Origin of the sequence: Herpetosiphon geysericola (assembly GCF_001306135.1) — a bacterium.
Lineage (GTDB): Bacteria > Chloroflexota > Chloroflexia > Chloroflexales > Herpetosiphonaceae > Herpetosiphon > Herpetosiphon geysericola.
Map to the genome: position 1 here is coordinate 237,975 of NZ_LGKP01000021.1, position 25,666 is coordinate 263,640.

19 protein-coding genes are annotated in these 25,666 nt (G+C 50.9%); 6 read left to right on the top strand and 13 right to left on the bottom strand.

Features of this window, described 5'->3' with window-relative positions; all coding sequences use genetic code 11:
* Positions 1–726: 726 nt before the first annotated feature.
* The 6 genes from SE18_RS12450 to SE18_RS12475 form a co-directional block, all read right to left on the bottom strand.
* A complete protein-coding gene (locus SE18_RS12450) occupies positions 727–2,559 on the bottom strand; it encodes an adenylate/guanylate cyclase domain-containing protein (protein WP_054534784.1) in 1,833 nt (610 codons plus the stop codon).
* Between the two features lie 11 nt (positions 2,560–2,570).
* Complete coding sequence (locus SE18_RS12455; protein ID WP_054534785.1) at positions 2,571–3,257, bottom strand: dual OB domain-containing protein; 687 nt, start codon at positions 3,255–3,257, stop codon at positions 2,571–2,573.
* 111 nt (positions 3,258–3,368) lie between these two features.
* A complete protein-coding gene (locus SE18_RS12460; protein WP_054534786.1) occupies positions 3,369–3,800 on the bottom strand; it encodes a hypothetical protein in 432 nt (143 codons plus the stop codon).
* Positions 3,801–3,887: 87 nt separating this feature from the next.
* Complete coding sequence (locus SE18_RS12465; RefSeq protein WP_054534787.1) at positions 3,888–5,321, bottom strand: helix-turn-helix domain-containing protein; 1,434 nt, start codon at positions 5,319–5,321, stop codon at positions 3,888–3,890.
* 222 nt (positions 5,322–5,543) lie between these two features.
* Positions 5,544–6,128, bottom strand: coding sequence for a single-stranded DNA-binding protein (locus SE18_RS12470; RefSeq protein ID WP_054534788.1), 585 nt, complete (start codon positions 6,126–6,128; stop codon positions 5,544–5,546).
* Between the two features lie 48 nt (positions 6,129–6,176).
* Entirely contained in the window at positions 6,177–6,755 is a 579-nt protein-coding gene (locus SE18_RS12475) for a hypothetical protein (protein ID WP_054534789.1), read from the bottom strand.
* 440 nt (positions 6,756–7,195) lie between these two features.
* Here SE18_RS12475 and SE18_RS12480 point away from each other — a divergent pair, with 440 nt between their 5' ends.
* The gene (locus tag SE18_RS12480) at positions 7,196–9,397 is read left to right on the top strand and encodes an ArnT family glycosyltransferase (RefSeq protein ID WP_054534790.1); all 2,202 of its coding nucleotides are present in this window, start codon (positions 7,196–7,198) and stop codon (positions 9,395–9,397) included.
* Between the two features lie 396 nt (positions 9,398–9,793).
* Here the strand turns inward: SE18_RS12480 and ndk are convergent, their stop codons facing one another.
* From ndk to SE18_RS12510, 6 genes are all read right to left on the bottom strand, one after another.
* Positions 9,794–10,243 carry a nucleoside-diphosphate kinase gene (ndk, locus tag SE18_RS12485; protein WP_054534791.1) on the bottom strand — a complete coding sequence of 150 codons (450 nt, stop codon included), beginning with the start codon at positions 10,241–10,243 and terminating at the stop codon, positions 9,794–9,796.
* Between the two features lie 146 nt (positions 10,244–10,389).
* The gene (locus tag SE18_RS12490; protein ID WP_054534792.1) at positions 10,390–10,737 is read right to left on the bottom strand and encodes a roadblock/LC7 domain-containing protein; all 348 of its coding nucleotides are present in this window, start codon (positions 10,735–10,737) and stop codon (positions 10,390–10,392) included.
* Positions 10,738–10,769: 32 nt separating this feature from the next.
* Positions 10,770–16,067, bottom strand: coding sequence for a tetratricopeptide repeat protein (locus SE18_RS12495; RefSeq protein WP_054534793.1), 5,298 nt, complete (start codon positions 16,065–16,067; stop codon positions 10,770–10,772).
* 208 nt (positions 16,068–16,275) lie between these two features.
* Complete coding sequence (locus SE18_RS12500; protein WP_054534794.1) at positions 16,276–16,668, bottom strand: response regulator; 393 nt, start codon at positions 16,666–16,668, stop codon at positions 16,276–16,278.
* 11 nt (positions 16,669–16,679) lie between these two features.
* Complete coding sequence (locus tag SE18_RS12505) at positions 16,680–17,213, bottom strand: HNH endonuclease (RefSeq protein ID WP_054534795.1); 534 nt, start codon at positions 17,211–17,213, stop codon at positions 16,680–16,682.
* A gap of 135 nt (positions 17,214–17,348) precedes the next feature.
* A complete protein-coding gene (locus SE18_RS12510; protein ID WP_054534796.1) occupies positions 17,349–18,326 on the bottom strand; it encodes an aldo/keto reductase in 978 nt (325 codons plus the stop codon).
* Positions 18,327–18,525: 199 nt separating this feature from the next.
* Here SE18_RS12510 and SE18_RS12515 point away from each other — a divergent pair, with 199 nt between their 5' ends.
* Together SE18_RS12515 and SE18_RS12520 are read left to right on the top strand one after the other, a co-directional pair.
* Complete coding sequence (locus SE18_RS12515) at positions 18,526–19,176, top strand: hypothetical protein (protein WP_054534797.1); 651 nt, start codon at positions 18,526–18,528, stop codon at positions 19,174–19,176.
* A gap of 140 nt (positions 19,177–19,316) precedes the next feature.
* Positions 19,317–19,961 carry an SH3 domain-containing protein gene (locus SE18_RS12520; RefSeq protein WP_054534798.1) on the top strand — a complete coding sequence of 215 codons (645 nt, stop codon included), beginning with the start codon at positions 19,317–19,319 and terminating at the stop codon, positions 19,959–19,961.
* A gap of 94 nt (positions 19,962–20,055) precedes the next feature.
* On the opposite strand, the gene mgtE is transcribed toward SE18_RS12520, so the two are convergent.
* Entirely contained in the window at positions 20,056–21,414 is a 1,359-nt protein-coding gene (gene mgtE, locus SE18_RS12525; protein WP_054534799.1) for a magnesium transporter, read from the bottom strand.
* Positions 21,415–21,929: 515 nt separating this feature from the next.
* Between mgtE and SE18_RS12530 the strand changes: the two genes are divergently transcribed.
* The 3 genes from SE18_RS12530 to murI are packed head-to-tail and all read left to right on the top strand — an operon-like array spanning position 21,930 to position 25,666.
* Complete coding sequence (locus tag SE18_RS12530) at positions 21,930–24,083, top strand: diguanylate cyclase (RefSeq protein WP_083469882.1); 2,154 nt, start codon at positions 21,930–21,932, stop codon at positions 24,081–24,083.
* Between the two features lie 60 nt (positions 24,084–24,143).
* Complete coding sequence (locus SE18_RS12535; protein WP_054534801.1) at positions 24,144–24,905, top strand: gamma-glutamyl-gamma-aminobutyrate hydrolase family protein; 762 nt, start codon at positions 24,144–24,146, stop codon at positions 24,903–24,905.
* Positions 24,902–25,666 (top strand): glutamate racemase, encoded by a 765-nt coding sequence (murI, locus tag SE18_RS12540; RefSeq protein ID WP_054534802.1) that lies wholly within the window; start codon positions 24,902–24,904, stop codon positions 25,664–25,666. The genes SE18_RS12535 and murI overlap by 4 nt, the downstream gene beginning before the upstream one ends.

Here is a 25,666-nt window from a genome sequence, read left to right on the forward strand (position 1 = left end):
GAAAACGATCATTAAACTTTAGTCAATACTGTCGTTTCAAACCCCTCAATGCGGGGAATCTATAAATTATAGAGCGTTTTCAAGGAATGTCAACTCTAGTCAAACCATTGTTAGGCAAAAGAATGAAACTATCCTTAAAATATTCTCGTATATTGGATAGCAAAAAGTACAATTTTAAGAATCCTATCATTCCAGATAGCTACTTTTATGCTATAATTCCAATCAGTTGGATGTTACCAACTGTCAATTAAGGAGATCATCATGACCATCATGCATGTTCCAGGCATTTATCGGCCTCCAAAGGGGATAATCAACACTCAAAACGATTAATAAACTTTACTCAATGTTCGTCTTTTCTATACTAAGCCTCAGTATCACCCTCAGTGATTCTCCTTAAGTATAGAAAATCCTTCTTCCTCAAGAATTTAATTTATACTGATCTAAGGAGAACTGTCTCAATGTCAAGTACTCTTGTTTTCAGCATGTCTGCCATCATTGTAATTACCACGGCACTCTTTCTATGTGTTGGATTTCTATTTAAACACGCATCAACTATGTCTTCCTCCCAAAATAAACCCATTACCGAAGGAATCCTTCTTATCGTTATTGGATTAATTCTCAGCAAATACGCTGATTTTTTTAATAAAATCATCGAGTATATCATCAAATTAATTTAAAAAGCTAGGCGGGAGGTATACCTATGCCTCCCGCCTTTCATATATTGTGCTATTGCATAATCTTATTGCTGGGCGTAAGCCGATAGAGCGTAAAAATGTGCGAGATACCTTTGAGATTATGGGTAAATTGCTCGCTCAACACATCGTTTTGGCTGAGCATGGAGCGCACTCCCGATGATTCCATCACATCGGCAGTTAAAATTACATCATCGCCAACGCTTAGACCTTGGGCGCGTGCCGCAGCGTTGACGGTTGTGCCAAAATAATCGAGCACTTCGTTGGCATTAACCGCAATGCAGGTGCCTGTATGCAAGCCAATCTTAATCACAATTGGCGGGCGATCAGGCCGCGCTTGATTGGCCTGTTGCATATTCTGGTGAATCGCCAAGGCTGCGGCAACTCCATCGGCGGGATTCGCAAACACCGCCATTACTGCATCGCCAATCGTTTTGACAATCGAACCATTATGCTGCTCGATTGCCTGAAACAGCACGCTAAAATGGTCGCGCACCATCGCATAGGCCAGCGAATCGCCATGTTCTTCATACATCGGGGTTGAATTTTTAATATCGCTGAATAAAATTGTTAGATTTTTAATTCCCAAGCCCAAGCCAGGAGCCAACACTTCCGACGAAAATAATGAGCGAAATTCTGCCAAAGTCGAAACCAACGAAGCGCTGACCCGCCCAAAACCCCAAGCATCATGCTCGATGATCAGCAATTGCTCGTGTTCAGTTGCGTTATGCAGGCACAAAACAACAGCTTCAGTTGCCAAACGCAGCGTGGTTTGGTCGGGGCCGTTGCTAGTGAGCTTGATTTGGGCACTGGTTGCGCCAGTAGGCTGGGCCTGAATCGTGCAGCGTTGCTCAATCCCCAACATGCGCATACGATAGCCGCCAGCCCCAAGCCGCACCGTGACCTCGCGCTGTTCGTTGGGCTTAAGCCGCGCTTGGGCCACAATATGCTCATTCAAGGCAGGCGAGCCAAGCGCACAGAAGGTTGTGCCGCTGGCGCTGCGCACTTTGGGGCTAACTGAAAAACGCAATTCAACATACTCATCAAAATTCACATCGTAGTTAATATTGCAGACTTCGCAGTGAGCGCTCGCAGTGAGATCGCGTAAGTGCGGCGTGGGTTCGCGGGCTACGCGACAATTGGGGCACAACACATCCCAATTCATATCGAGCAAGCCCGTCCAAGTGGCATATAAAAAGACCCGCAGCACACTCAAGCGTTCAGCGCCCCAAGCATCAGCCAAGACAAATGGCCGCATAGTTGCTACATCTTCATCGCGTTGGGTTTGAATTAATTGAAACAAGCGATCGATTAATTGCTGATCGCAGGGCAAATCGCGCATGCGGTTGCGCAATTCTTGCAAAACCGTGCGATTGACTCGAACTTTACGGGCTGGAGGAAAATAATTGCTGGCATTGGGCTTTTTGGCGACTGAACGAAAAAAAGCTGCTTGGCCAACGATCATCTGGGTGGCAATAAACCAACCGATTGGATAGCCCAATAGATTTTTTGGAAAAACTTGGACAAAGGTTTCGACTTCAGTGCTAATTGAGGTATGTGGCCTGAGAATCGTGCCGCCGATCAAGCGATCGAGGGGTGGGAAACGCTCAAAAACCCGTTCGACCCAAAGCTGCTGTTGATAGACCCATTCAAACGGATACTCGACCCATTGGACTGGCAGGCCATATTGACGGGCATTCCCGACCATCTCGCGCACCCCATCGCTACGGGTGCGTTCGCTATAGGTGATGGGGGGCAAGCCAACAGCGTGATTAATTTGGCTGGTTTGGGCGGCAATTTCCCAAACATCAGCCAATGGTAGCGGCACAATGGTCGATTGATCTAGGCGAAACGGCTTAAGCGCCATCATGCCCTCCCTTAGAGCCGATTTGGGTCGATCCTCGCCGCATACGCTGGCACGGTGTGTACACCACGCACCAATAAGCTATTGCCATGAATCCCAATCACCAAATAAATTGGTCCAAAGCGAGCCTGCAAATCATCGGGATCAAAGGCAAGTTCATCGACATCTTCCGATTGCATCCATTGCTGACCAAAAGCGCGCCACGCCACATCGGTCACTGGCGTTTCATCGACGCTTTCTAAGCCAGCCAAATCAAACAGCATATAGCTTTTGAAGCGTTTTTCTTCGCGCTCAAACATCGCATGCACTTCGTGAGCTTGAATCAAGCACAACGAGCGTTCACGGCGTTCGAACACAGCAGCTGGATCTTGGTCAAGATGATCGGGTAGAAATTTGGCGTAGCGCTCAGGCGTAATATGTCGCAGCAAGCTTTTGCTACTTGCAGCAGTAATCGCCCATTGCTCAACAAACGGCGGTTGTGGATGTGGCTCGAGGCCTTCCCAACGCACCACATCACCAGGCTTAATCAACGAACCATCAGCAAACGTAATATCACTGAGTTGCAGCGGGCCATCAGCACGCACAATATCGAGCCACACCCGACCAGTGATGGGATGGGCTTCGGTGCTCATACCTGCGAGGGCCACGCCTTTTTTCACCCGTGATACTGCCAAAACCAGCAAATCTATTGGTTGCGCCATAACGTTTAAACCATTGTCCAATGAGTGAATCTTGCACCATTATGGTGAAATCTTGAGCCATTGTCAATTTGGCTTGGGCGCAGGCCAGCACTATCAAAAGGCATCAGGCACCTACTTTTCTAACAGTTGGCGAAACTCGCGTGAACGTTCCCAAGCTTGAGGATCACTTTTCGACAAGAGAGTGCAAATAACCCGTTTTTGATCGCGATTGAGTGAATCGGCTCCGGTAGCGACTGCGCGCAACGATAAATCGGCATCAGCGCCCGGCCCGCTTAGATAATCTTCGAGAAACGAGTTTGGTTGTTGGGGCAGGTAGTATTGCAGTTTAAAGGTTTGGAGAGCCTGAAAAATGTCGGTAATCACATGGGTAAATTGAATCGCAAAGACGGCGGCACCACGCGGCGCAGCAATTTCACGATATTTGCCAACCACAAGCGGAGGTGAGGTTTCGCTAAACATAAATTCATCATAGGCTTCAACCATCACACCTGATTCGCTGAATAAGAGCGTTGCCCGTACCACTGTTTTACGCCAGAGCCGCATACAATCCTCCGAACAATCGTGTGTCGAGTACAACAATGTTGGACGCTATCGCCACGATAGCGTCTGCTCCTTCGATTGTCCTCTATTCTACGCCTTTTTTAGATCAGGCTTTTGGCTCTGATAGATCCGATGCAAGGCCAAGCCCAACTGGAGCGCCAGCCGATCTGGGGCGCGGTCGAGATGATGCGATGCAATATTTTCGATGCGACCAAGCCGATAGAGTAGGGTATTGCGGTGAATATGCAAAGCTGCTGCTGCCTGGCTATGGTTGCCAAGATAGGCAAAAAACATTTGCAGGGTATACAGCAAATCGCCATCTTGTTTGGCATCGTGAGCAGCTAGTGGGCCAATCGTCCGATCATAAAACATTCTAGCACGAGCAGAGTCTGCCACGCTCAGTAGTAGCCGATAAACGCCCAATTCGGCGCCACCTGCCAGCACCCCAGCGCCTAAAAGCTCACGACCAAGCCGTAATGCGCCAATTGCTTCGGCCCAAGCCCCCGACCAAGCGCCATTTTCCGAGGCGATGCCAAAGCCGCCATCAAGCACCCAACTTGCTTCGTGCAAAGCAGTATGCACCTCGCGCAAGCGTTGTTCTGGGTTGTCGAGGCTATCGATCGGCATGGCCAACACAATCACGCCATCGTGATCGGCAATAAAGGCTGGGTAGCGCAATCGGTCGCAAGCCCGGCGTACCGCCGCCATAACCCGCTCAATTTGCGCAACATCTTGAGGCCGTAACGCAGCCAAGGCATAGGCCGAATCGAGCAAAATGCCCTGTTCAGCAGCGCGGCGTTGGCCAGGCAGATCCAAAGGAATGCCAGCGAGCAAGGCTTCAAGCACACTGCCGCGCAACCGATCCTCGGTGGCTTCAATGGCCCGTTCTTTATCGAGCAATAATGATAAGGCAGCAGAGCCTTGTTCCAGTGCGCCAGCATCCCAAGGATGGCTGCCAATACTGCCAAGAAAGCCAACCCGATGGCCATCAAGGAGCACTGGCACGGTGGTCGGCATGCCAGCATCTGCAGGAAAAACCACACTATGCCCAGTCCAAAGCTCAAGCATACGCAACAGCGGAGTTCGGCCCTCATTCAGGCCATTCATGGTCAAGGCACTATACAATTGCGCGGCGCGGCGCTCGTATTGGGCTTCGGGGTCGGAGAGCAAGCGTTCACTTTCGCGTTGCACCATGCGCAAATCGGCGTTATGCGGCAATTCAAACAAGGTGATGTTGGCAATCTCCGCTGCTGCCACAGCCCGCTCATCGACCATTCCGGTGAGGCCTACAGCTAAAACTGAAGTCCCATGCAAACGCTCAATCAAGCGGGCTAACGAAAGGCGCAACGAATCTAGGACGGTTGTACTCACCAGCACAACTTCCGAGCCAGCAAGATCAGGCAGTGCAGGCTGGGTTGGGCGGGCCAGCACAACCGCACGGACTGCAAGAGTGTTGGCCTCGCCAGCCCGTAGGCTAGTTGTCGGCGGTAAGGCCAGCCGCCAAATTTCATAGAGGGTTGCCACAGTCGATACCTAAACTTGGCGACGATTCGGTTAAAAATCGTCTCACTAGCAATTTGCACAATCTCATGCTGAATTATGGCATAGTGTGGCAACTCATGCAAGCGCTAGCATAGCTGTCAATTGTTAAATATGTGAATAGCATTGTGCAGATTGTATAGAGCTTAAACAAACACCACCATTCGTTGTGAATGATGGTGTTTGCGGTTATAGCCTACAAGCGATTTAGAATGGCAAATCGTCTTCGTCGGTGACAACTGGCTTGCGTGATGCTGGCCGAGTTTGGGTTGCGGCTGGGGCAGCGCTACGAGCAGGAGCTTTGGCTGGGCTACTCGTGCCATTGCTATTACCACCATTGCCGTTGGTGCGCGCTGGTTGCGCCGGACGGGCTGCTTGGCGCGCAACAGGAGCTGGCTCAGGAGTGCTCGCCCATTCTTCTTCTGGGTCTTCGGCGTTATAAGCAACACCCTCGCGACGGCCATCGAGAATAATCATATCGTTGGCAACGATTTCGGTTTTGTAGCGAGTCTGACCGCTTTGTTCTTCAACCCATGAGCGAGTTTGCGAACGGCCTTCGACATAGACCCGCGTGCCTTTATTCAAATATTGGTTACAGATTTCGGCAAGTTTGTTCCAAGCCACAATTGAAAACCATTCGGTATCTTCGCGTTGTTCGCCCTCGGCGGTTTTCCAAGTGCGGTTTGAGGCAACCCGAAAGGTTGTAACAGCGGTACCTTGGGGGGTAAAACGCATTTCAGGGTCTGCACCCAAGCGTCCGGTCAATTGAACTTTGTTTAAATCCTTGGCCATTGTGGTAGATCCTCCGTTTTAACGTAAAAACTCGTTATATATTGATGCTCAAGCAGCAGTGCTGTGAGCAGGAATATCTTTGCGGCGTTGTTCTTGGCGCTCGCGTTGCAGATTTTTGCGGTAGCTTTCGAGCTGGGCTTGATGCTGCTGCAAAAAATCGCGAATTTCGAGACAGATGCCTAGCCAATCGTCGGCGGGAAAGCGCATTGCCAGTTGGGTTGTTGGCTTTCCATCAGGGGCAATCCCACCAGTGGCGGTTTGTTTGCCAGGCCCGATTGTAATCGATAAGCGTATTGGAAAGCGCGCAAACTTTTGATCGGCCCCAGGATCGCATTCGACTTTGAACAAACGACTTTCGATGCCATCGTCGCGAACTGAGCCACCAAATACCTCAAGCTTCCAACTAGGCTCAAATGCCTTGCCAGTTAAGGTATGGTGCACCAACAATTTGCAACGCAAAATCGGCAAGTAGGCATTCGCCCGATCAAGGTGCACCCGCCGAGTGCGATCGTAGCTCACAACTTCCCATTCAAGCCGTTCGATGCCCATAGCATCGTAGACATTGCAAAAATTTTTGTTGGTGGTGTATTCGACTAAGGCATATTTTAGCTGTTGTCTTGCTTGCATACTCGGTTCCCCATTCGTAAGATATCGTTCATAAACCCTGTAGTACATTTGTTCTAAACAGCATAGCATAGCCTACGCAGATGTCAAGCATTTACCTGGTAAGGTTTGCCGACCCCCAAAAGCACTAGTTCAAGCTATGACAAGCGGTAGAAAAGGATGAAGGATGAAACGAAATAGGCTGAGTGAGAAGCTATTGGCTATCGGAAGATGCTAGCCTCATAATCTTTCAGCCTAATGCCAAAAGCCTATAGCCCTAATCAAAAACTCCTATTTGCATATTTGGCCGATGCCTGAATCACGCCAAGTTGCTATCGAACGAAACAGCTACCCTTTGTGTACTTCGTGCATAAATAATTTGCATATTTTAGCCAACTCGTCTACGCTTGCAGCCTTGAAATGCAATTTAGCCATAGACGATCTTCGATGGTCTATCTCAAACAATGAAACGATATACTCTGCATACGATCATCATTTTGCTGGCAGCCCTTGGTTTACGCCTCGCAAGCTGGTGGCTGCTGCCCTATAAAGATTGGATTAGCGACGAAGGCGAATACTGGGGCGCGGCAATTTGGCTAGCTCAAGGGCGCGAATTTCAGTTTTTCGATGGCTGGATCTGGACGCGACCACCGCTTTATATTAGCTTTTTGGCGGCGCATATTAAACTCTTCGGCAATAGTGCGCTCTGGGCACCACGGCTTAGCCAAGCTTTGTTGAGTGTGCTGAGCGTTTGGCTGACCATGCGCATCGCCAAACTCCTAGCCCCAGCTGAACAGCAAGAACGAGTGAGCCTAATTGCTGGCTGGCTAATGGCGCTCGGCTATTCGTTTGCAGCATTTAGCTATTTTATGCTTTCAGAAACCCTGTTTTTGAGTATCTTTTTGGCTGCTAATCTGTTCCTGTTGCGCTGGGCCAGCACCCGTCATTGGCGCGATTTGCTGTTGGCGGGGGTTGGTTTTGGCTTAGCGGCCCTCACCAGGGCAATTATTTTAACTTGGCTGCCACTGCCAGCACTGTGGATTGCTTGGCAAATGTGGAGCGACCAACGCCCACGTTGGCAAGCCACAATAAAACCTGTGCTTGGCTTTACGCTCAGCGTTTGTCTGATTGTCTTGCCATGGACGGCTTTTGCAACCAGCCGTTGGAGCAACGGCGATGGCTTAATTTTGATCGATACGACTGGGGGCTATAATTTTGCCCTCGGTGCCCAAATTGCCACGCCAGAAGGCCGCAATGGCACGCGCCTCGCCGAAATTTTATGTGGCGGCAATGGTTTAGTTTGCCAAGGCTCGCAGGCCGCCCGCCAAAATCAGGCTTACGCTCAAGGCTTTGAATGGTTGGGCGAATATCCACAACGCTTTATCAGCAAAACGGCGCTCGAATTATTGGATATTTTGCAGGTACGTTTTGATAGCGCCGAACACCTGACCGATGGCTATGTTGATGGCCGCGTGCCAGTGCCACATCTGCTTGGTTTGTTGCTCGACGATACGGTGTATGTTGTGATTGTTGGCTTGGCGGTGCTTGGTTTGTGGCGCAAACAGGCTGGCGCTGGCAAGGGCTTGGTGCTTGGCTGGCTTGGCTATAACATTATTGTTGGCTCGTTAATTTTTGCGATTGCTCGTTTTCGCCAACCACTGCTGCCGTTCATCATGATTTATGCTGCTTGTGGCGTGGTGCAATGGTCGCAGGATTGGGCCAGCATTCGCCAAAAGCGCTATGCGTGGGCCAGTACAGGTTTGATCTGGCTCATCGTATTGCCATCGTATCTCTATTTGCCCGAAGCGGTGGGTGTGCGCAGCGTTTGGCAAGATGTGCGTTTGGGCTTTGCTGGCGTTCAACAAGCCAACCAATGCCAAGAAATTCGCGGTTTATTGCAAGCTGGCGATTTAGCAGCAGCGCGAAGATTGCACGACCAGGTTGATGCAGAAGGGCGCAGCGAAAACACCAGCATCAGCGCCTATACCGGACGACGCTGTTTGGCCTTAATCAATGGTCAATTGCTCGAAGCAGAGGGCAAACCAGCGGCAGCTTTGGCATTCTACCAACAGGCAAATCCCAAAAACAACCCCATTCAATCGGCGCGCATTTTGATGCTTGAAGGCAATTTATTGCAACGTCAAGGCCAAATTGCCCAAGCGCTAGCCCGCTTCAACTTCCGCGATGTCGAAATTATCAACGATTTGGATTGGGCTTGGGACTATTTGACCGTCGTGCCGACCACAACAATCGATCTTGGCAGCGGCTTGGATTATGGCTATGTGCGCGGGTTTTATCAAAGCGAGCACAATCAGCCAGATTTTCGCTGGAGCAGCCAAGCCTCAGCGTTGCGCTTGCCGCAAGCAGCAACTGGCCAAGCCCAAACTTTGCGCCTGCACCTCAATGGCTTCACCAACGATTGGCAGCCAACGCGGATCAGCGTCAGCTTGAATGGCCAGTTGATCGACAACTATCAACTTAGCCCAGCTTGGCAGTGGCTGGAAATTCCGTTGCCAGCCCAGCCCCAAGGCAGCGATTTGCTGCTTGAATTTACCAGCAGCACCTTTGTCAGCGGCCCCGAAGATTTAGCGACGCGGGTTAGTTCACGGGCTTCAGATCCCTTGCGCCTACTTGGCTTTCAGCTTGATCGAGTCGAGATTAAATAGAAGGATGAAGGGCTAGGGTTCAGAGATCAGGCTGTAGATTTGGGGCTAGCACGAGGCGGTTGGCATAGACAAGCCACCCTGACAAACGACCCCTCGCATCGCAACCACGAAGAACGCGAAGAGCGCGAAGATTGCAAAACGCAACAAGTTTGGGGTTACTGAATCAACCATAACAATCCAAAACACAAATATGAGGGGTGCAGGGGATGAAAACCCCTGCGTCTCCCGCCTTGAGGCGGGACGGAAGGGTGGTGAAACGAGGGATAAGGCATAAGGCATGAGGCCTGCTGCTGGCCAATGATTGGTTTAAACCTACCCAAGCACCAAGCGATGCTTGATTAACATAAAAAAACCTTGGGATGCCGAAACATCCCAAGGTCAATCAACCCAATCAGATTACTCGGTAATCCATTGATCGACTGAGCGTTCTGAGCGAATCAATTCTTCGCTGTTGAAGAACAGCGCCACTTCGTTTTCGCCATTTTCAGGTGAATCTGAGGCGTGGATCAAGTTGCGCCCGATGTTTACGCCAAAATCGCCGCGGATGGTGCCAGGAGCAGCCTTAACGGGATTGGTTGCGCCAACGGTTGAGCGCACAATTTCGATCACATCTTTGCCTTCAACAGCCACAATCAGCACTGGGCCTGAGGTAATGTACGAAACCAAGCCAGCGAAGAAAGGCTTGCCTTCATGAACGCCATAGTGCTTGTGAGCCAAATCGCCACTAATTTGCGACAACTTGATGCCGATGAATTTCAAGCCGCGAGCTTCCAAACGGGTTAAAATTGGGCCAATCAAGCCACGTTGAACTGCATCAGGCTTTAAGATGATCAATGACTTTTCCACAGGGAAATGCCTCCATTATGCATTATTAATCAAAAAAATAGGGATCGTTGATCCGATCGTGGGCATTGTAGCATACTTGCAGCGAGGCATAAAAAAGCGAGCCACCAGCTACGGTGACTCGCTGAGCAACAAATAAGCAATTCGGCCTAGATTGGCACAGCCTTGCTAATATTTTTGGCAGCGCGGCGCATTTCAATCTTGACTAAACCAAGGTTGACCATGCGTTGAGTTACAACTGCCAAAATGACATCACGCGCTTCGAGCAACAGAATCGAACCATCTTTTGCATCAATAATTGCATCAACCAGCGTGCCAATGCCAATGCGCTTGGTTGCTTTATCAATTTCGCCAAACACTGCTGCCGACATCGCGCCCAATACTTCAGCATCTTCATCTTCGATCAAGGTGCTGGCGATAACCAAGCCGTCGCGGCCTACCAATAGGCTGCCGATAACCCCTTCAACCCGAATTAAGTCCTCAACGATATGACGCATACGGTCTAGCCTTTCTTCAGTCGCTTGGTGCCTTAACGACGTGGTTTATTTAGCACCCAGCCATACTCATCCATCGCTTCACGCCAGCGTCCTTGCTTAGAATAGGCATCACCTAAGGCACGGTGCAGCCGTTGGAGCAAGCCTGGATCATCGTGCGACTCAATCAGATCTTGCAAATCATCAACTACTTGATCCATCAGTTGATTTTGTTTAATCAGCCGTTTGTATTCGGTCAATGCCTGATCGACCGAGGCGGTTTGGCTGATCATGCGGGCCAAGGCCATTCGCAAGCCATGGTTGCTTGGATCAGCTTCGAGTTGTTGATAGTATTCGCTAAAGTCGGGACCATCGCCACTTGCGCCGCCGCTGGTTACAGCTGGGCTAGCGCTCGGTTGTGATGTTTGGGCAACCACTGGCTGGGCTTCGACCGCTGGCGTTTCCGTCACTGGTTTTGGCTCAGGCCGTGGCGAGACGTTGTATAAGCGATCGCGTGGCCGTTGATCTTCTTCGCGTGGGCGAGGCGAAACCGGATACAACGGTGCGCGTTTGGTCTCTGGTTCTGGCTCAGCCTTTGGTGCAGGCGTTTCAGCAATGATTGGCTGAGTTGGCACGACAACTGGCGCAATTACCACTGGCGCAGCCTCAACGACTGGCTCGACCGGAGCTTCAATCGAAGCAATTTCATCATCGCTCAAGCCAAGATCTTCCCACGAGAATGGGGTCATCTCTGGCTCGGCGGGAGCTTCAGCAACGACTGGCTCTGGTTCTGGCTCGGCGCTTGGCAAAGCAAAATCGATGCCCATCAATTCTTCTTCGCTAAGCTTCAAGCTACGATCATCGTCGCCTTGTTGCAACGAAGCAATTTCTTCTTCATTCAAGCCAAGGTCGGCCAACGAGAATGGCGTTAGATCAGGCTCTAGCTCATTCGTCGTTTCAGGTGCTGGTGCATCAGTACCTTCCAAGGCGGCAATTTCTTCAGCGGTTAGCCCCAATTGGTCGAAGGTAAACGGCGACATATCTGGCTCATCGGCTTCGATTTCAGTTGTAGGCGCGCTCGGAGTGCCTTCCAAGCTTGCGATTTCGTCGTCGCTCAAGCCCAAATCCGTCAACGAGAACGGCGTCATTTCTGGCTCGGCCTCGTTGGTCGTTGTGCTGCTTGGTGCTTCAAACTCAAAGTTATCAAAACCAAAGCGTGATGGTTCTTCGGCAGCTGGTTGGCTGCTTTCATCGTTGAGCATGGCAATTTCTTCGGCGCTCAAGCCCAAATCCGTCAACGAGAACGGCGTCATTTCTGGCTCGGCCTCGTTGGTCGATGGCGTATCAAGCTCGAAATTGTCGAACGAGAATAGCGCTGGCTCGGCGGCTGGCGTTTCTGCCGTGTCGCCGTTCAACATCGCAATTTCTTCGGCGCTCAAGCCCAAATCCGTCAACGAGAACGGCGTCATTTCTGGCTCAGCCTCGTTGGTCGTTGGCGTATCCAGCTCGAAATTGTCGAACGAGAATGGCGCTGGTTCTTCAGCAGCGGTTTCTGCCGTGTCGCCATTCAGTTGGGCAATTTCTTCCGCGCTCAAGCCCAAATCCGTCAACGAGAACGGCGTCATTTCTGGCTCGGCTTCGTTGGTCGTTGGCGTATCCAGCTCGAAATTGTCGAACGAGAATGGCGCTGGTTCTTCAGCGGCGGTTTCGCTGGTTTCGCCATTCAGCATCGCGATTTCTTCCGCGCTCAAGCCCAAATCCGTCAACGAGAACGGCGTCATTTCTGGTTCGGCTTCGTTGGTCGTTGGCGTATCCAGCTCGAAATTATCGAACGAGAATGGCGCTGGCTCGGCGGCTGGTTCTGCCGTGTCGCCGTTCAACATCGCAATTTCTTCGGCGCTCAAGCCCAAATCCGTCAACGAGAACGGCGTCATTTCTGGCTCAGCCTCGTTGGTCGTTGGCGTATCCAGCTCGAAATTATCGAACGAGAATGGCGCTGGTTCTTCAGCAGCGGTTTCTGCCGTGTCGCCATTCAGCATCGCAATTTCGTCGTCGCTCAAGCCCAAATCCGTCAACGAGAACGGCGTCATTTCTGGTTCGGCTTCGTTGGTCGTTGGCGTATCCAGCTCGAAATTATCGAACGAGAATGGCGCTGGCTCGGCGGCTGGTTCTGCCGTGTCGCCATTCAGCATGGCAATTTCTTCGGCGCTCAAGCCCAAATCCGTCAACGAGAACGGCGTCATTTCTGGCTCGGCCTCGTTGGTCGTTGGCGTATCCAGTTCGAAATTATCGAACGAGAATGGCGCTGGTTCTTCAGCGGCGGTTTCGCTGCTTTCGCCATTCAACATCGCGATTTCTTCCGCGCTCAAGCCCAAATCCGTCAACGAGAACGGCGTCATTTCTGGCTCGGCTTCGTTGGTCGTTGGCGTATCCAGCTCGAAATTATCGAACGAGAATGGCGCTGGTTCTTCAGCGGCGGTTTCGCTGCTTTCGCCATTCAGTTGGGCAATTTCTTCGGCGCTCAAGCCCAAATCCGTCAACGAGAATGGAGTCATTTCTGGCTCCAAGTCAATTGATTGTTGGTTGTAGCTCACAGGCTGATCGAAATCGCTAGCAATGAAGTTGGCAAGTGGTTCTTCGGCTTCGTAGGCATCGGCCTCATCACCAGAGAACTCCTCATCCATATTAATAACTTCATCGCCATCGCGAATTTGGATGCCATTATCGTGTAAAGCCAAGGCGATGCGGTCGATTTCCTCGGTTTGCGATTCAGGATCATCAAATTGATTGATGATATCAGTCAAATCGACATAGCCTTGGTGCTGACCAATGCCCAACAGGTTATCAAAAATTGGGTCATCGCTTTGATTTTGGCCAGCTTGCTCGATGGCAGCAATTTCTTCCGCCGACAAGCCAATATCATTCAAGGAGAATGGTTGTGAGCTATCGCTTAGCTCACGGACTGGCTCCTCGTAGGCTTGTGGCTCTTGATCGAAGCCCAAATCGTCGAGTGAGAAAGGCTGCAAACCACCATCGAAATTGAATTCATCATCGGAGGCTGGCGCTTGATTCATGGCTTCGAATTGGGCAATTTCATCAGCATCGAGGCCCAAATCGGTCAAGGAGAAGGGAGTCATATTTGGCTCTTCTTCGACCTTGGGCGCAGGCTCGGCTGCTGGGGTTTGGTTGAACTCGCCTGAGTAAAGCGCTTGCTCATCAGCATCAAGCCCCAAATCGTCGAGCGAGAAGGGAGTGATATTTGGCTCATCGAAGCTAAATGCTTGCTCATCGCTAGCGTCGGGAGCATCGAAGCCAAATTCATTCAACGAGAACGGAGTTAAACCTGATTCATCGTTGGTAGGGTCAGTTGGCAAGGCGCTATCGTCGCTGGCTTGCAATTGGGCAATCTCATCGTCGCTCAGCCCAAGCTCGGCCAACGAGAATGGTTTGATTTCCAATTCTTCATCGGCTTGGGTTTGCGGTTGGTCGAGGTTGCCCATTGCGTTGTAATCGGCAATTTCGGCTGCATCTAAGCCCAAATCAGTTAATGAGAATGGCGTGATTGCTGGCTCAGTATCTGCCGTGTGCAAATCATGCTCATCATAATTGCGCAAATCGACGTTATCATTCGAGAAGAAGTTCATCGCTTCGTCGTCTGAATCGCTTGGATCGTAGACTGGCTCGACCAATGGTGGCAAGGTTTGAGTTTGCTTCTTGATCACCATGCGATTGAAGATTCCAGCATCATCTTCTTCGTCTTGGTTGAACTCTGGTTCAGGTTGGGCGCCGAAGATTGAGCGTGAGCGCGAGCGTGGTTGTTGCCAGCTAAAGCCAGTTGATTCTTCCTCGCTATCAGGATAGCGTGGTAAATCGCGGCTAAATGGCATGCTTGGCTCTGATGGGGTGTCGATTTCGTCGAAGCTCAGTTCATCAAGCGAGAACGGCTTTAAGGTATTCGGCAACACAACGTCATCATCTTGGGCTTTGGTGCTAGTTTCTGGTTGCACATCATCAAAATTTTCCAAGGAGAAGGGCTGCAATTGTTCTGGCAACTTGCCAGTATCCGAGCCAGTGCCTGGAATATCATCGATGTCGCTTTCGTCCCAATCGCCAAAACTGAATGGCGTGAGATCGCTTGGCAACTCAAAATCATCAGGATCAACCGTGTTTGCCACGCCTGGTGCTGGTTCTGGTTGGCTGGGGGCAACCACTGGTTCTGAGGCAGGTGTTGGAGCTTTATTGCTGAAGGGGTCGGTTTCATCGACCTCATCAAGCGAGAAGGGTTGAATATCCAAGCCCAAATCGTCGAGATTGAAATCGACATCGTAGGCTGGTTCGGCGCTGGTGGTTTGGGCGGGCGGGTTCGCAGGCGCGGCCCCAAAATCGCCAAACAACAAACTGCGCAAGAAATCATCATCGCCATGGGCAGCAACCCCAACCGCGACCGGTTCAACTTCGACTTCGGCCAGCCAAGAGGCGGCAGGCGCTTTGCTTGCTTGTTCGGCGGCCAAGCGCTCGCGTTCAGCTTGTTCGACTGCTTCGCGGGCAAGTCGTTCTTTCTCGGCCTTTTTGGCCTTCCAAGCAGCTTCGTCAAAGGCTTCAATTTTGGTATCGGGGGCTTCGACTGGGGGGAGCATTCCATCGAACAAGGCATAGGCCACGCCTTGGCTAGGGTCGAGCTGCTGGGCATGTTGCCACAACTTACGGCCCTTGGGATCACCAGCGGACAACAGGTGATAGCCCAAAATCAGATTGGCCTTGAGCATATCGGGATAGTCGCGCAGAATATCACTGGCGACTTCGGCGGCCTCGGCCTCTTGGCCATTGCGCCAAAGCGCTTCGGCGAGCGCAACTGCAATATCAACCCGTTTGGGATCATCGGCCAGAACATCGTTAAATTCTTGAATCGCCTTATCGAAGCGTCGTCCGCGCACATACATGCGCCCGAGGCCTGCTTTTTTCAGCAGAATGCGAGCGTTTTCACTGCCCCATGCTTCGGTATACAAACGCAAGACTTGCGAACGCAACTCGGGCAAATCGGGCTTAATTTCAAAAGCTTGCTCAAATTCGCGGATAGCCGCTGCGAGATTGCCTTGGCGCTCATAAGTTACCCCCAAGCCAACATGGACAGGGATATTTTCGGGGTCAGAACGTAAGACCCGTTCAAAAGCTTCGACGGCTTTGGCTAAATCTTGGCGGTTGAGATATGATTCGCCGAGGATACGGTACGCTTCAAGATAATAGGGAAACGATTCAAGCAGATGCTCACTCGCACCTATGGCACGCTCCTCCTTCCCTGTTTCGAGAGCAGACCGTGCTTCATCGTAGAGTGCTTGGATCGTGGTGAGAGCCATGCCGCTCCTCCCTGCGCTGTGCATCCAGCGCATCTGATAATCCGTGTCGATCACTGAATGACGATCGTGGATTTGGGCGAATTGCTAAAGAATAATGGCGTAAAATGCGAAAGTATTATAGCGTACCCACCGATGCTATGCAAGCAGAAACAGCATTACAGTGCGCTAATTCGCATTTTTAGGCCAAATTAACTACGGCTTTTTGTCGTTAGACCACCACTTGCCAAAGTGGCGCGACCCGACTCATCGCCTGGCGCAATTCATCAAGCGTAAATGGTTTGGGTAAAATCACAGTTAATGGGTCAGCATTCAGCTGGGCTTCTTGATGCACAATACTATTAATTGCAGCAGTGCAGACGATGACTGGCAAGCTTTTGGTCGTGGGCTGAGCCCGTAACTCCCGCCACACATTCAACCCATCCATCCCCGACATCATTACATCAAGAATCAGGAGTTCTGGCGGATTTTGGATCAACTTTGGCAACGCTTCGACGCTCGAAGCCCAGTGGTGAATTTCGCGAATTCCAATATATTGCAACATCACATCAATTAACTGTTGAAATTCACTCGAATCATCGACCACTGCAATGCGCTGTAACATACCACAACTCCTTATTGATCGTCCTCCACTGTTTGAAAGGACGCAGGCAGAAACTTACGCCATTCTTCAAGACCGAGCCCATGCATTCGGCGTTCGATTAAATAGTATGGGCTTGCAAACGGGCGAAAGGGTGGCCGAATTAAGCGCATTCGTGCCTCCTCAGGAGTACGCCCACCCTTACGATGATTGCACGTGCGGCAGGCGCTTACCAGATTTTCCCAGCTATGTGCGCCACCGCGGTGACGGGGCAACACATGGTCAAGCGTAAGATCAGCACTGATCCGGTTGCAGTATTGGCAGGTGTAGTGATCGCGACGGAAAATTTCACGGCGAGAAAGCTTGACGTTTGGCAAGGGACGACGAATCATATGGCCCAATCGGATGACCGACGGACAGGCAATCGTGTCGTTGGTCGTGTGCAACACGGCGTGGTTGTGTTCCAACACTTCGGCTTTACCACCCAACACAAGCATCAAGGCACGGCGTGCAGAGCAGATATTGAGTGGCTCGTAATTATGGTTGAGGACGAGTACGGGAGAGTTCATCGCGATCAGACTCCTTCGAAATGGAAGATGCGATGTAGTTGCCCGTGGTATTGTATCATTGCCCCTACGCCTTGGCAACGGTTCGCAGCAAAAACCAAGCTTACGATGCAGCCACGTCGGCCATCCGAATGCTACTTAGACGTTCTCCCAAGCACTTAGGTTGTCTAAAGTTGCCCGATCTTCGGCACTGAGTTCAAATTCGGCAGCGCCCAAGGTATCTTGGAGTTGTGCGCTACTGGTTGCCCCAATAATTGCCGAGGTAATCGCTGGGGCACCAGTGACCCAAGCAACCGCCAGTTGGGGAATGGTTTTCTGATGCTTTTCAGCTAACACTTCGAGCTGATCGATCAATTTCCACAGTGGCTCGCCCAAGCGTTTGTCATCACGGCCACGTTCAGCAACGCGCGTGCCCTCAGGAATTGGCTGCCCCCGCCGAAACTTGCCAGTCAACAAGCCGCCAGCCAGCGGGCTATAGACAATCACGCCAACGCCATATTTCAAACACACTGGTTGCAGTTCGCGTTCAAATTCTTCGCGATTGAGCAAATGATAGTGTGGTTGCAACGAATCGTAGCGAGCAAGATTCAGTTTATCGCTGGTCCACAGGGCTTCCATCAATTGCCATGCCCGATAATTCGAGCAGCCAACGTAGCGCACTTTGCCAGCTCGCACCAAATCATCAAGCACGCGCAGGGTTTCTTCGATTGGCACTTCGCCATCGGGAAAATGGGTTTGATAGAGGTCGATGTAATCGGTTTGCAAGCGCCGCAAGCTAGCATCGACCGCCGCAATAATGTGCTTGCGCGAAAGCCCTTGGTCGTTTGGTTGGTCGCCCATTTGGCCACGAACTTTGGTTGCCAACACAACTTTATCACGCCGACTTTGATCTTCGGCCAGCCAACGCCCGATAATTTCCTCGGTTTTGCCTGCATACGAGCGCGGGTCCCAACGCGAATAGACATCGGCAGTATCGAAGAAGTTAATGCCTGCATCAAGTGCTTGGCTCATAATGGCAAACGATTCTGGCTCTTCGACACTCCAGCCAAAAGTCATCGTGCCCAAACACAATTCAGAAACTTTGAGTCCCGTTCGGCCTAGTTTGCGATACCGCATTCTGCTTCCTCCAAACAAACTATTGATCCACGAAGAACACGAAGGACACGAAGCTTGCAACCGCGAAGATCGCAAAGGTTGCTTTCTTAGCCTCGCGCTTTGAGCCTTCATTCTTCGCTATTCAGTGTACTATCATTAAACGAACCATGAATGGTGTATTTTGGCTGGTAATCACTGCTTAATTGATAAGGAGTAGCTGATGAGATGGAAACGCTTGGTTGGTAGCCTTAGTCTCCTAGTTTTTCTTGCGGCCTGTAACACAACGCTGAATCACGACGAGCGCGATGCGATTGCGCCCAGGGTGTTGGATCTAGAGATTAATGATTGTAGTATTTCCCCAAGCCGAGAATATGCGCTGATTGTACAGATGAATCGCCCTGCCGCTGAGCAGTATCAAATATATTCCCTAATCACAAAACAACCAATCGTCCTTCCTGAGGCCGATAAGCATGCCTATGGAGATCCAATGGATTGGATGCTTGGGGCAAGCAATGATGTTTTGATCGTCATGCCGCATTGGCTGATTGATCTATCGACAAAGGTGGTTACTGATACGCGAAAGACTGATCCACATAAGACGAGTCCATGGTGGACAACGGGACTACGGTTTATTGATAACAGTGTCTCACCTAATGGCCTGTATAACATCGGACAAGGAACCGTCTGGTTTGTGCCAACACCAGGCGCATCACCGCTGACTCCAACAATCGTTTCGGTTGAAAATCCTGTTGCTAGATTATGTGGCAATGCATGGGAACCAGATAGCCGTGGGCTGTATTTTTTGGACTATGGTTATCACGCTCGCTCAACATCGCCAGGGCCGCTACGTTTTTTGGAGATCAACCCTTAATCAGTCAGCATGCTGAGCAAATTGAGAGTGCGAATAATTCGGGGCTTGCAGAATTCTTCTTGCCCAAACACCAAACTTCATTGATAATAGGCACTAGAAAAGCGACCTAGAGTAGTTGCAGCGATGAAAGGATGACGGCGATGAGCCAAAACCGCTTTCGTCCCTATGACCGTCAAGATGACGAAACCAGCCCAACCGCCCCTACCCGTCGGATTGACCCAGCCGAGTTGCGCAAAGATGATCAGTCGTGGCAAGGCATGGTTAACAATGATTGGCGCTCAGAGCGCCGCCGCGTCAACACCAGCCGCACCAGCCCAATCGACACATTCAATACCCAAGGTGTCGCCTCGTGGCTTAGCAAAGGTGGCTATCGCTATGTTGTAATCGCCACAGTTGTGGTGATTGTGCTGATTATTTTCATCTTATATTCGAATCGGCCTGGCAAAACTGAAGATCCCAATAACAACCAAGGCTTGAATCTCGCCAACCAACCAACTTCGGGAATTATCGTTGGGCCATCACCAACCCCAGAGGGCTTGATTCCGCCCGATAACGGGACAATTCCCAGCGAAGGCCCAGTTTTTGCGGTCACTGGCACTGGCAGCGATGGCTTGTTCCTTCGCGATCAGCCTGGTGGAAATATTGTCAAAACCATGCCTGAGGGAACTCAATTAACCAAGCTCTCCGAGCAAAATATTGAGGGGACGTTGTGGTTCCAAGTGCGTGAGGTTCAGACACAAGTTGAGGGGTGGTGTTCGGCGCAGTTCTTAGTGCCAACCCAATAAGGCCCTAAAAACACGAACGGCACGAGGCAATTGATCTTGCAACTCGTGCCGTTCTACTGGTCTGGCGGGTCGTTATCGGTAGGCATAGACGCTCCTAGATTAAATAGCGAATTAAGATTGTAGCTAAGCCAAGCAGGCAGCTATAGCCCGTTACATCGGTTACGGTGGTCACTATCACGCCCGAGGCCAAGGCTGGGTCAACCCGAAATAGCTTGAGGGTCAAGGGCACAACCGTGCCAGCAATCGCCGCCGAGACCAAATTCAGCAACATTGCACAGCCTGCAACCACGCCCAACATTGGCTTGCCCTGCCACAACCACCCAAGCAGGCCAATGGCGCTACCAAATGCTACACCATTGATAGCCCCAATGCCAACCTCGCGACCTAAGGCCCGAAATCCTTGGCCAGTTGCCACTTCACCCAACGCAATCGAACGCACAATCAAGGTCAGGGTCTGAATTCCTGCGTTACCGCCCATGCCCGCAATAATTGGCATAAATGGCACCAGCGCCGTTACTTTTTCGACCGTACCATCAAAGTTGCTCACCACCCAAGCCGCCAAAATGGCCGTTGGCAAATTGACAAACAACCAAAATAAGCGCCGTCGCGATGAACGAAACAACGAATCTTCAACATCTTCGTCTTGTGGCAGGTTGGCCAACAAGTACATATCTTCGGTGGCTTCTTCTGCGATCACGTCGATAATATCGTCGGCAGTAACCGCGCCGACAATCCGCCGTTGCGCATCAACCACCGGCAAAGCCAACAAATCGTAACGAGCAAGCAAGCGCGCACATTCTTCTTGGTCGGTTGCAACGCTGGCCGTAATCACGTTGCGATCCATAATGTCGCTGAGCTGGGTTTGGGCTGGCGCCATCACCAACGAGCGCAAACTGACCACCCCAACCAAGGCATCGTTGGCATCGACCACATACAAATAGTAGACCGACTCATCTTCTGGCTGCAAACCGCGCAGCAAATCGATTGCCTGTTGGGTGCTCAAGCGGTCGCGCAAGGTCACAACATGCGAGGTCATCAAACCGCCGGCACTCTCCTCGTCGTGCGCCATCAGTTGACGCACATCGTCGGAATCTTCTGGGTCCATGGCGGCCAAGGTGGCAGCAATGTGGGCTGGCTCTAACTCGACCAAGACATCAGCTGCATCATCTGGCTCCATTTGCTCAAGCAAATCGGAAAGCTGATCACTGGTGAGGGTTTCGGCAAGCTCCACTTGCGAATCGGTATCAAGCTCAATTAAGACATCTGCGCCATGTTCAAGATTAAGCCGGGCAAACACTTCGTACAGCTCGTCGGATTCGAGTTCATCGAGGATGGCTGCTGCATCGGCAGCGTGTAGGTTGGCAACCAGTTGACTTGCTTGGTCGATTGCGCCAGCATCGAGCGCAGCCCGCACGTCTTCTAAGGTTGGCCGAATATCGAGGATTTTGGTCATCGGACACCTCCATGTGGCAAACACACAACGAGCGGGAATTCCCGCTCACTGGTCTAGCCAATCAGAGGTAATTCCGCTTGCTGTGGGTCATCTTCGGTTGTAGAACCATCAGTACTCATACGTCGGGCAGTATACCACGATTTATTTGGCTACTAGAGCGGCCCTCTGTCAGCAAGCAAACTCACCACATGGGTTATGACTTTGGTACTGTCTTAAGCACGCGAATGTACTACGTGACCTAGTGTACAATAGGCCATAGTAATTAAAGGCTTTAACCAATGCTTGGCTAAAAGCTAGGCTAGGCCATTTTTTTGGCCGCAATCAGTGGTATGAAGCCTGCTTTAGTTCAGTAAAGCTGCCAAGCCGAGCAGCTTAGGCGCTTGCATGGTAGGCTACAATACAGCCATGAGAAGAGCTGCGATCGCCGATGGACATTCATAGACAAGCAGAAAATCAAACTGTTATAATAGGCCACAACGGTGTTTACTAATCGCACAAAACGACCTGGACGCGACATGACCAAGCGACGACCCGTGCTACGGCTTTCTTCGCGGCAACGAACTCACTTTCAAGCCAATCCTTTGCGAATTCGACGCATGATTACCGAGTTGCATGCGCTCCACGAGATTCGCCATGCGATTAATCAAGCCTTGGATTTGGATACGGTGCTCGAGGAGATTTATAGTCAAACATCGCGATTAATGGATACCCGCCAGTTTTATTTGGCGTTATACTCGCCTGAGTTGCAATTGATCGAATTTGCCTTGGCGGTCGAAAACGGCCAACGGATGTCGTGGCCCTCACGCCCCTATGCAGATGGCCTCACCGAATGGATTTTGCAGCATCGGCGACCGCTCCGAATTAACGACCATGATCACAATGCAACGGTTGCCCCGATTATTGTTGGCCAGCCAATGCAATCATTTTTAGGGGTTCCAATTGTGCTTGGCGAGCAGGTGCTTGGGGTCATTAGCGTTCAATCGGTCGAACGCGTTGAGGCCTATTCTTCCCACGACGAACAAATTTTGAGCATGATCGCTGATCAAGCAGCAGTGGCAATCGCCCACGCCAAACGCTTTGCAGCGGTTGATCAACAGCTCCAAGCCCGCGTGGCTCAACTCGAAACCCTCGAAGCAACCATCCGCGATTTAAACGAAACCCTCGATGTGGATACGATTCTCAATCGCTTGCTCGCCCGCATTCAGCCAATCATGCACGCTGATGCTGGCATGGTGTGTTTGCTCGATCCTGAGCAGCAGCGCTTGTATATTCGGGCGATTCAGGGCTATCCAGCTGAGGTTCGGCGCTTTCAATTCGAAGGCTGGCCGATTGATCGTGGGATTGCTGGCTTAGTTGCCCGTACTGGACAGCCCGATTGGACTGCTGATATTCGTAATTCTGGCTATTATGTTAATTCACGACCAACCACATTAAGCCAAATGACAGTGCCAATTGTGCATAGTGGCAAGGTTTTAGGCGTGATGATTTTGGAAAGTGATCGAGTTGGTACATTTAATCAGGATACAACCCGTTTTGTTAGCCAAATTGCTGATCATGCGGCGCTTTCGATTCATAATGCGCATATTCATCAACAAGCGGTTGAGCAACAAGCCTTGTTGGCCCAACGATCACAACAACTCAATGAAGTGTTACGGATTAGCCAAGCATTAAGCGCAAATCTCAATTTAAATGATTTGCTGCCAGAAATTGTGCGTGCAATTCAAGCCAGCTTAGGCTTTAATATCGCCTTGCTCAGTTTAGTCGATCAAGAGCGACCAAGTTTTATGCGGCGGCGAGCAGTGGCGGGCGTGCCTGATGAGCGTTGGTTTGAATTACGTGATCAATTAGTGCCAATTGATTGGTATCGCAGCGTGATGCGCGAGGAATTTCGCATTAGTCGCTCATATTATATTCCACACAGCCATACCAGTTATACTGCAATTTGGGGCAACAGCGATGATACCTATCGCGCTGATTTGGGCGAGCGTCGGCCACATGAATGGCATCAAGATGATGCGCTCTTCGTGCCATTGTACGATTCAGATAATAATTTAATTAGTATTCTCTCAGTTGATGATCCGCGCGATCGGCGCAAACCTTCGTTTGAATCAGTGCAAGTGCTCGAAATTTTTGCAACTCAAGCAGCAATTGCAATTGAAAATGCCCATCTATATACGATTACGCAGCAATTGGCCATCACCGATGGCTTGACTGGTTTATTTAATCAACGCCATTTTATCACAATGCTTGATCGTGAAGTTGCCTTAGCCTATCGTTACTCCTATCCATTATCATTATTGGCTTTGGATATTGATTATTTTAAGCAATATAACGATAACTATGGCCATTTGGTTGGAAATGTGCTGTTACGTGATTTTGCGCGCTTGGTTTGTGATAATGTGCGCGATGTTGATATTGTTTCGCGCAATGGCGGCGAAGAATTTACCATCATCCTGCCAAAAACAGACCAAGAAGGCGCGGTGTTATTGGCCGAACGCCTGCGCACCTGCACTGCTGAGCACCTTTTTGGCCAAGGCCATATTACGGTCAGCATCGGCGTGGCCACCCTCAACAACAATTGGGATGCGCATACCCTGCACGACCAAGCCGACCAAGCCTTGTATCGGGCAAAAAACTCCGGACGTAATCTGGTTATCAGCGTCCCATAATCGTCAGCTTTTTTGCGGTCGTGCTAGAATGGCAAGAGCAACACAATCAAGGAGTGTCCTATGCCATCACGCTTGCCGATTATTGGGATACCGTGCGCAACGTATGCCCGTCCGCATCCCTACCCTCTCGCTCATGGCAACAATCAAACCTATATTCGCGCAGTTGAGGCCGCTGGTGGCGTGCCGCTTTTGATTCCGTTGGTGGAGCACGAGGCAGCGTTATTTGCGGCATTTCAGGCTGTCGATGGATTATTATTCGCTGGTGGCGTTGATCTTGATCCTGCCTACTACAGCGAGGAGCCACACCCCGCGCTTGGCACGGTCAACCGCGAGCAAGATCGGGTTGAGATGCAGTTGTTGGCGTGGGCCAAGCACTATCACAAGCCAGTTTTTGCGATTTGTCGCGGTTTTCAGTTGTTGAATGTGGCCTATGGCGGCACGCTCTACCAAGATTTACCCTCGCAATACCAGCCCACGCTCAACCACGACGAGTCATTTGCACGCCAACAACGCGATTTACCAGCCCATGAACTGCGCCTCAGCGACGATTCAAAATTGGCTGAATTGCTTGGCACAACGCCATTTGCGGTCAACACCATGCACCACCAAGGAGTCAAAGATTTAGGCGCTGAGCTTCAAGCAGTTGGTTGGTCGGATGATGGCCTGATTGAAGCGGTCGAAGATCCGCAACGGCCTTGGGTTGTTGGCGTGCAATGCCACCCAGAAGAACTGGTGCTCGGCGAAGATTTACGCTGGCAAGCGATTTTTTCGGCCTTTGTTGAGGCTGCCCGTGCCAACCGCAACGAGGCGATTCAGGCATGAAACAGCGACCAATTGGCATGTTCGATTCAGGGGTTGGCGGCTTATCGACCTTGCGCGATGTGCGCGCGCTCTTGCCAAATGAAGATATTATCTATTACGCTGATACAGGCAATTGCCCGTATGGCGGGCGTTCGCACGCAGAAATTGTGGCCTTGGCCGAGCGCGTTACCCATGTTTTGCTCGAACGCGAGGTTAAAATTATTGTTGTAGCCTGCAACACTGCAACCCTGCATGCCGTTGATTACCTACGCGAACATTTCAGTATTCGCTTTGTTGGCATGGAGCCAGGCATCAAACCAGCAATCGCCCAAACCAAAACAGGCGTAGTTGGCGTGATGGCCACCCAAGCCACCGTCGCAGGTGAACGATTTCAGCGCCTGATTGCCCGTTATGCAGGCGATGTTCAGGTTGTGCCACAAGCATGCCCTGGCTTAGTTGAATTAATCGAGGCTGGCGAATTGCAAAGTGCCACAACTCGCGATGCTGTGGCGCGCTATGTTGAGCCATTGCTCAAGGCAGGCGCTGATACGATTGTCTTGGGCTGCACCCATTATCCATTTTTGCGCCCCTTGATTGCCGAGGTTGCTGGGCCAAACATTGCCTTGCTTGATACTGGCGCAGCCGTGGCGCGCCAAACCCAACGCCTACTTGCCACCGATGAGCTGCTTAATTCCCAAAGCGCAGTAGGCAGCATCGAATGGCTCACCAGTGGCGATCCAGCAGATTTTGCCAAGCTTCGGCAATGTTTAGAAATCGAGTAA

Bases quoted from the DNA above. Each gene is read 5' to 3' on its own strand.
- SE18_RS12450 (WP_054534784.1), bottom strand. From the start codon at position 2,559: ATGGCGCTTAAGCCGTTTCGCCTAGATCAATCGACCATTGTGCCGCTA.
- SE18_RS12455 (WP_054534785.1), bottom strand. From the start codon at position 3,257: ATGGCGCAACCAATAGATTTGCTGGTTTTGGCAGTATCACGGGTGAAA.
- SE18_RS12460 (WP_054534786.1), bottom strand. From the start codon at position 3,800: ATGCGGCTCTGGCGTAAAACAGTGGTACGGGCAACGCTCTTATTCAGC.
- SE18_RS12470 (WP_054534788.1), bottom strand. From the start codon at position 6,128: ATGGCCAAGGATTTAAACAAAGTTCAATTGACCGGACGCTTGGGTGCA.
- SE18_RS12475 (WP_054534789.1), bottom strand. From the start codon at position 6,755: ATGCAAGCAAGACAACAGCTAAAATATGCCTTAGTCGAATACACCACC.
- SE18_RS12480 (WP_054534790.1), top strand. From the start codon at position 7,196: ATGAAACGATATACTCTGCATACGATCATCATTTTGCTGGCAGCCCTT.
- SE18_RS12490 (WP_054534792.1), bottom strand. From the start codon at position 10,737: ATGCGTCATATCGTTGAGGACTTAATTCGGGTTGAAGGGGTTATCGGC.
- SE18_RS12495 (WP_054534793.1), bottom strand. From the start codon at position 16,067: ATGGCTCTCACCACGATCCAAGCACTCTACGATGAAGCACGGTCTGCT.
- SE18_RS12500 (WP_054534794.1), bottom strand. From the start codon at position 16,668: ATGTTACAGCGCATTGCAGTGGTCGATGATTCGAGTGAATTTCAACAG.
- SE18_RS12505 (WP_054534795.1), bottom strand. From the start codon at position 17,213: ATGAACTCTCCCGTACTCGTCCTCAACCATAATTACGAGCCACTCAAT.
- SE18_RS12510 (WP_054534796.1), bottom strand. From the start codon at position 18,326: ATGCGGTATCGCAAACTAGGCCGAACGGGACTCAAAGTTTCTGAATTG.
- SE18_RS12515 (WP_054534797.1), top strand. From the start codon at position 18,526: ATGAGATGGAAACGCTTGGTTGGTAGCCTTAGTCTCCTAGTTTTTCTT.
- SE18_RS12520 (WP_054534798.1), top strand. From the start codon at position 19,317: ATGAGCCAAAACCGCTTTCGTCCCTATGACCGTCAAGATGACGAAACC.
- mgtE (WP_054534799.1), bottom strand. From the start codon at position 21,414: ATGACCAAAATCCTCGATATTCGGCCAACCTTAGAAGACGTGCGGGCT.
- SE18_RS12530 (WP_083469882.1), top strand. From the start codon at position 21,930: ATGACCAAGCGACGACCCGTGCTACGGCTTTCTTCGCGGCAACGAACT.
- SE18_RS12535 (WP_054534801.1), top strand. From the start codon at position 24,144: ATGCCATCACGCTTGCCGATTATTGGGATACCGTGCGCAACGTATGCC.
- murI (WP_054534802.1), top strand. From the start codon at position 24,902: ATGAAACAGCGACCAATTGGCATGTTCGATTCAGGGGTTGGCGGCTTA.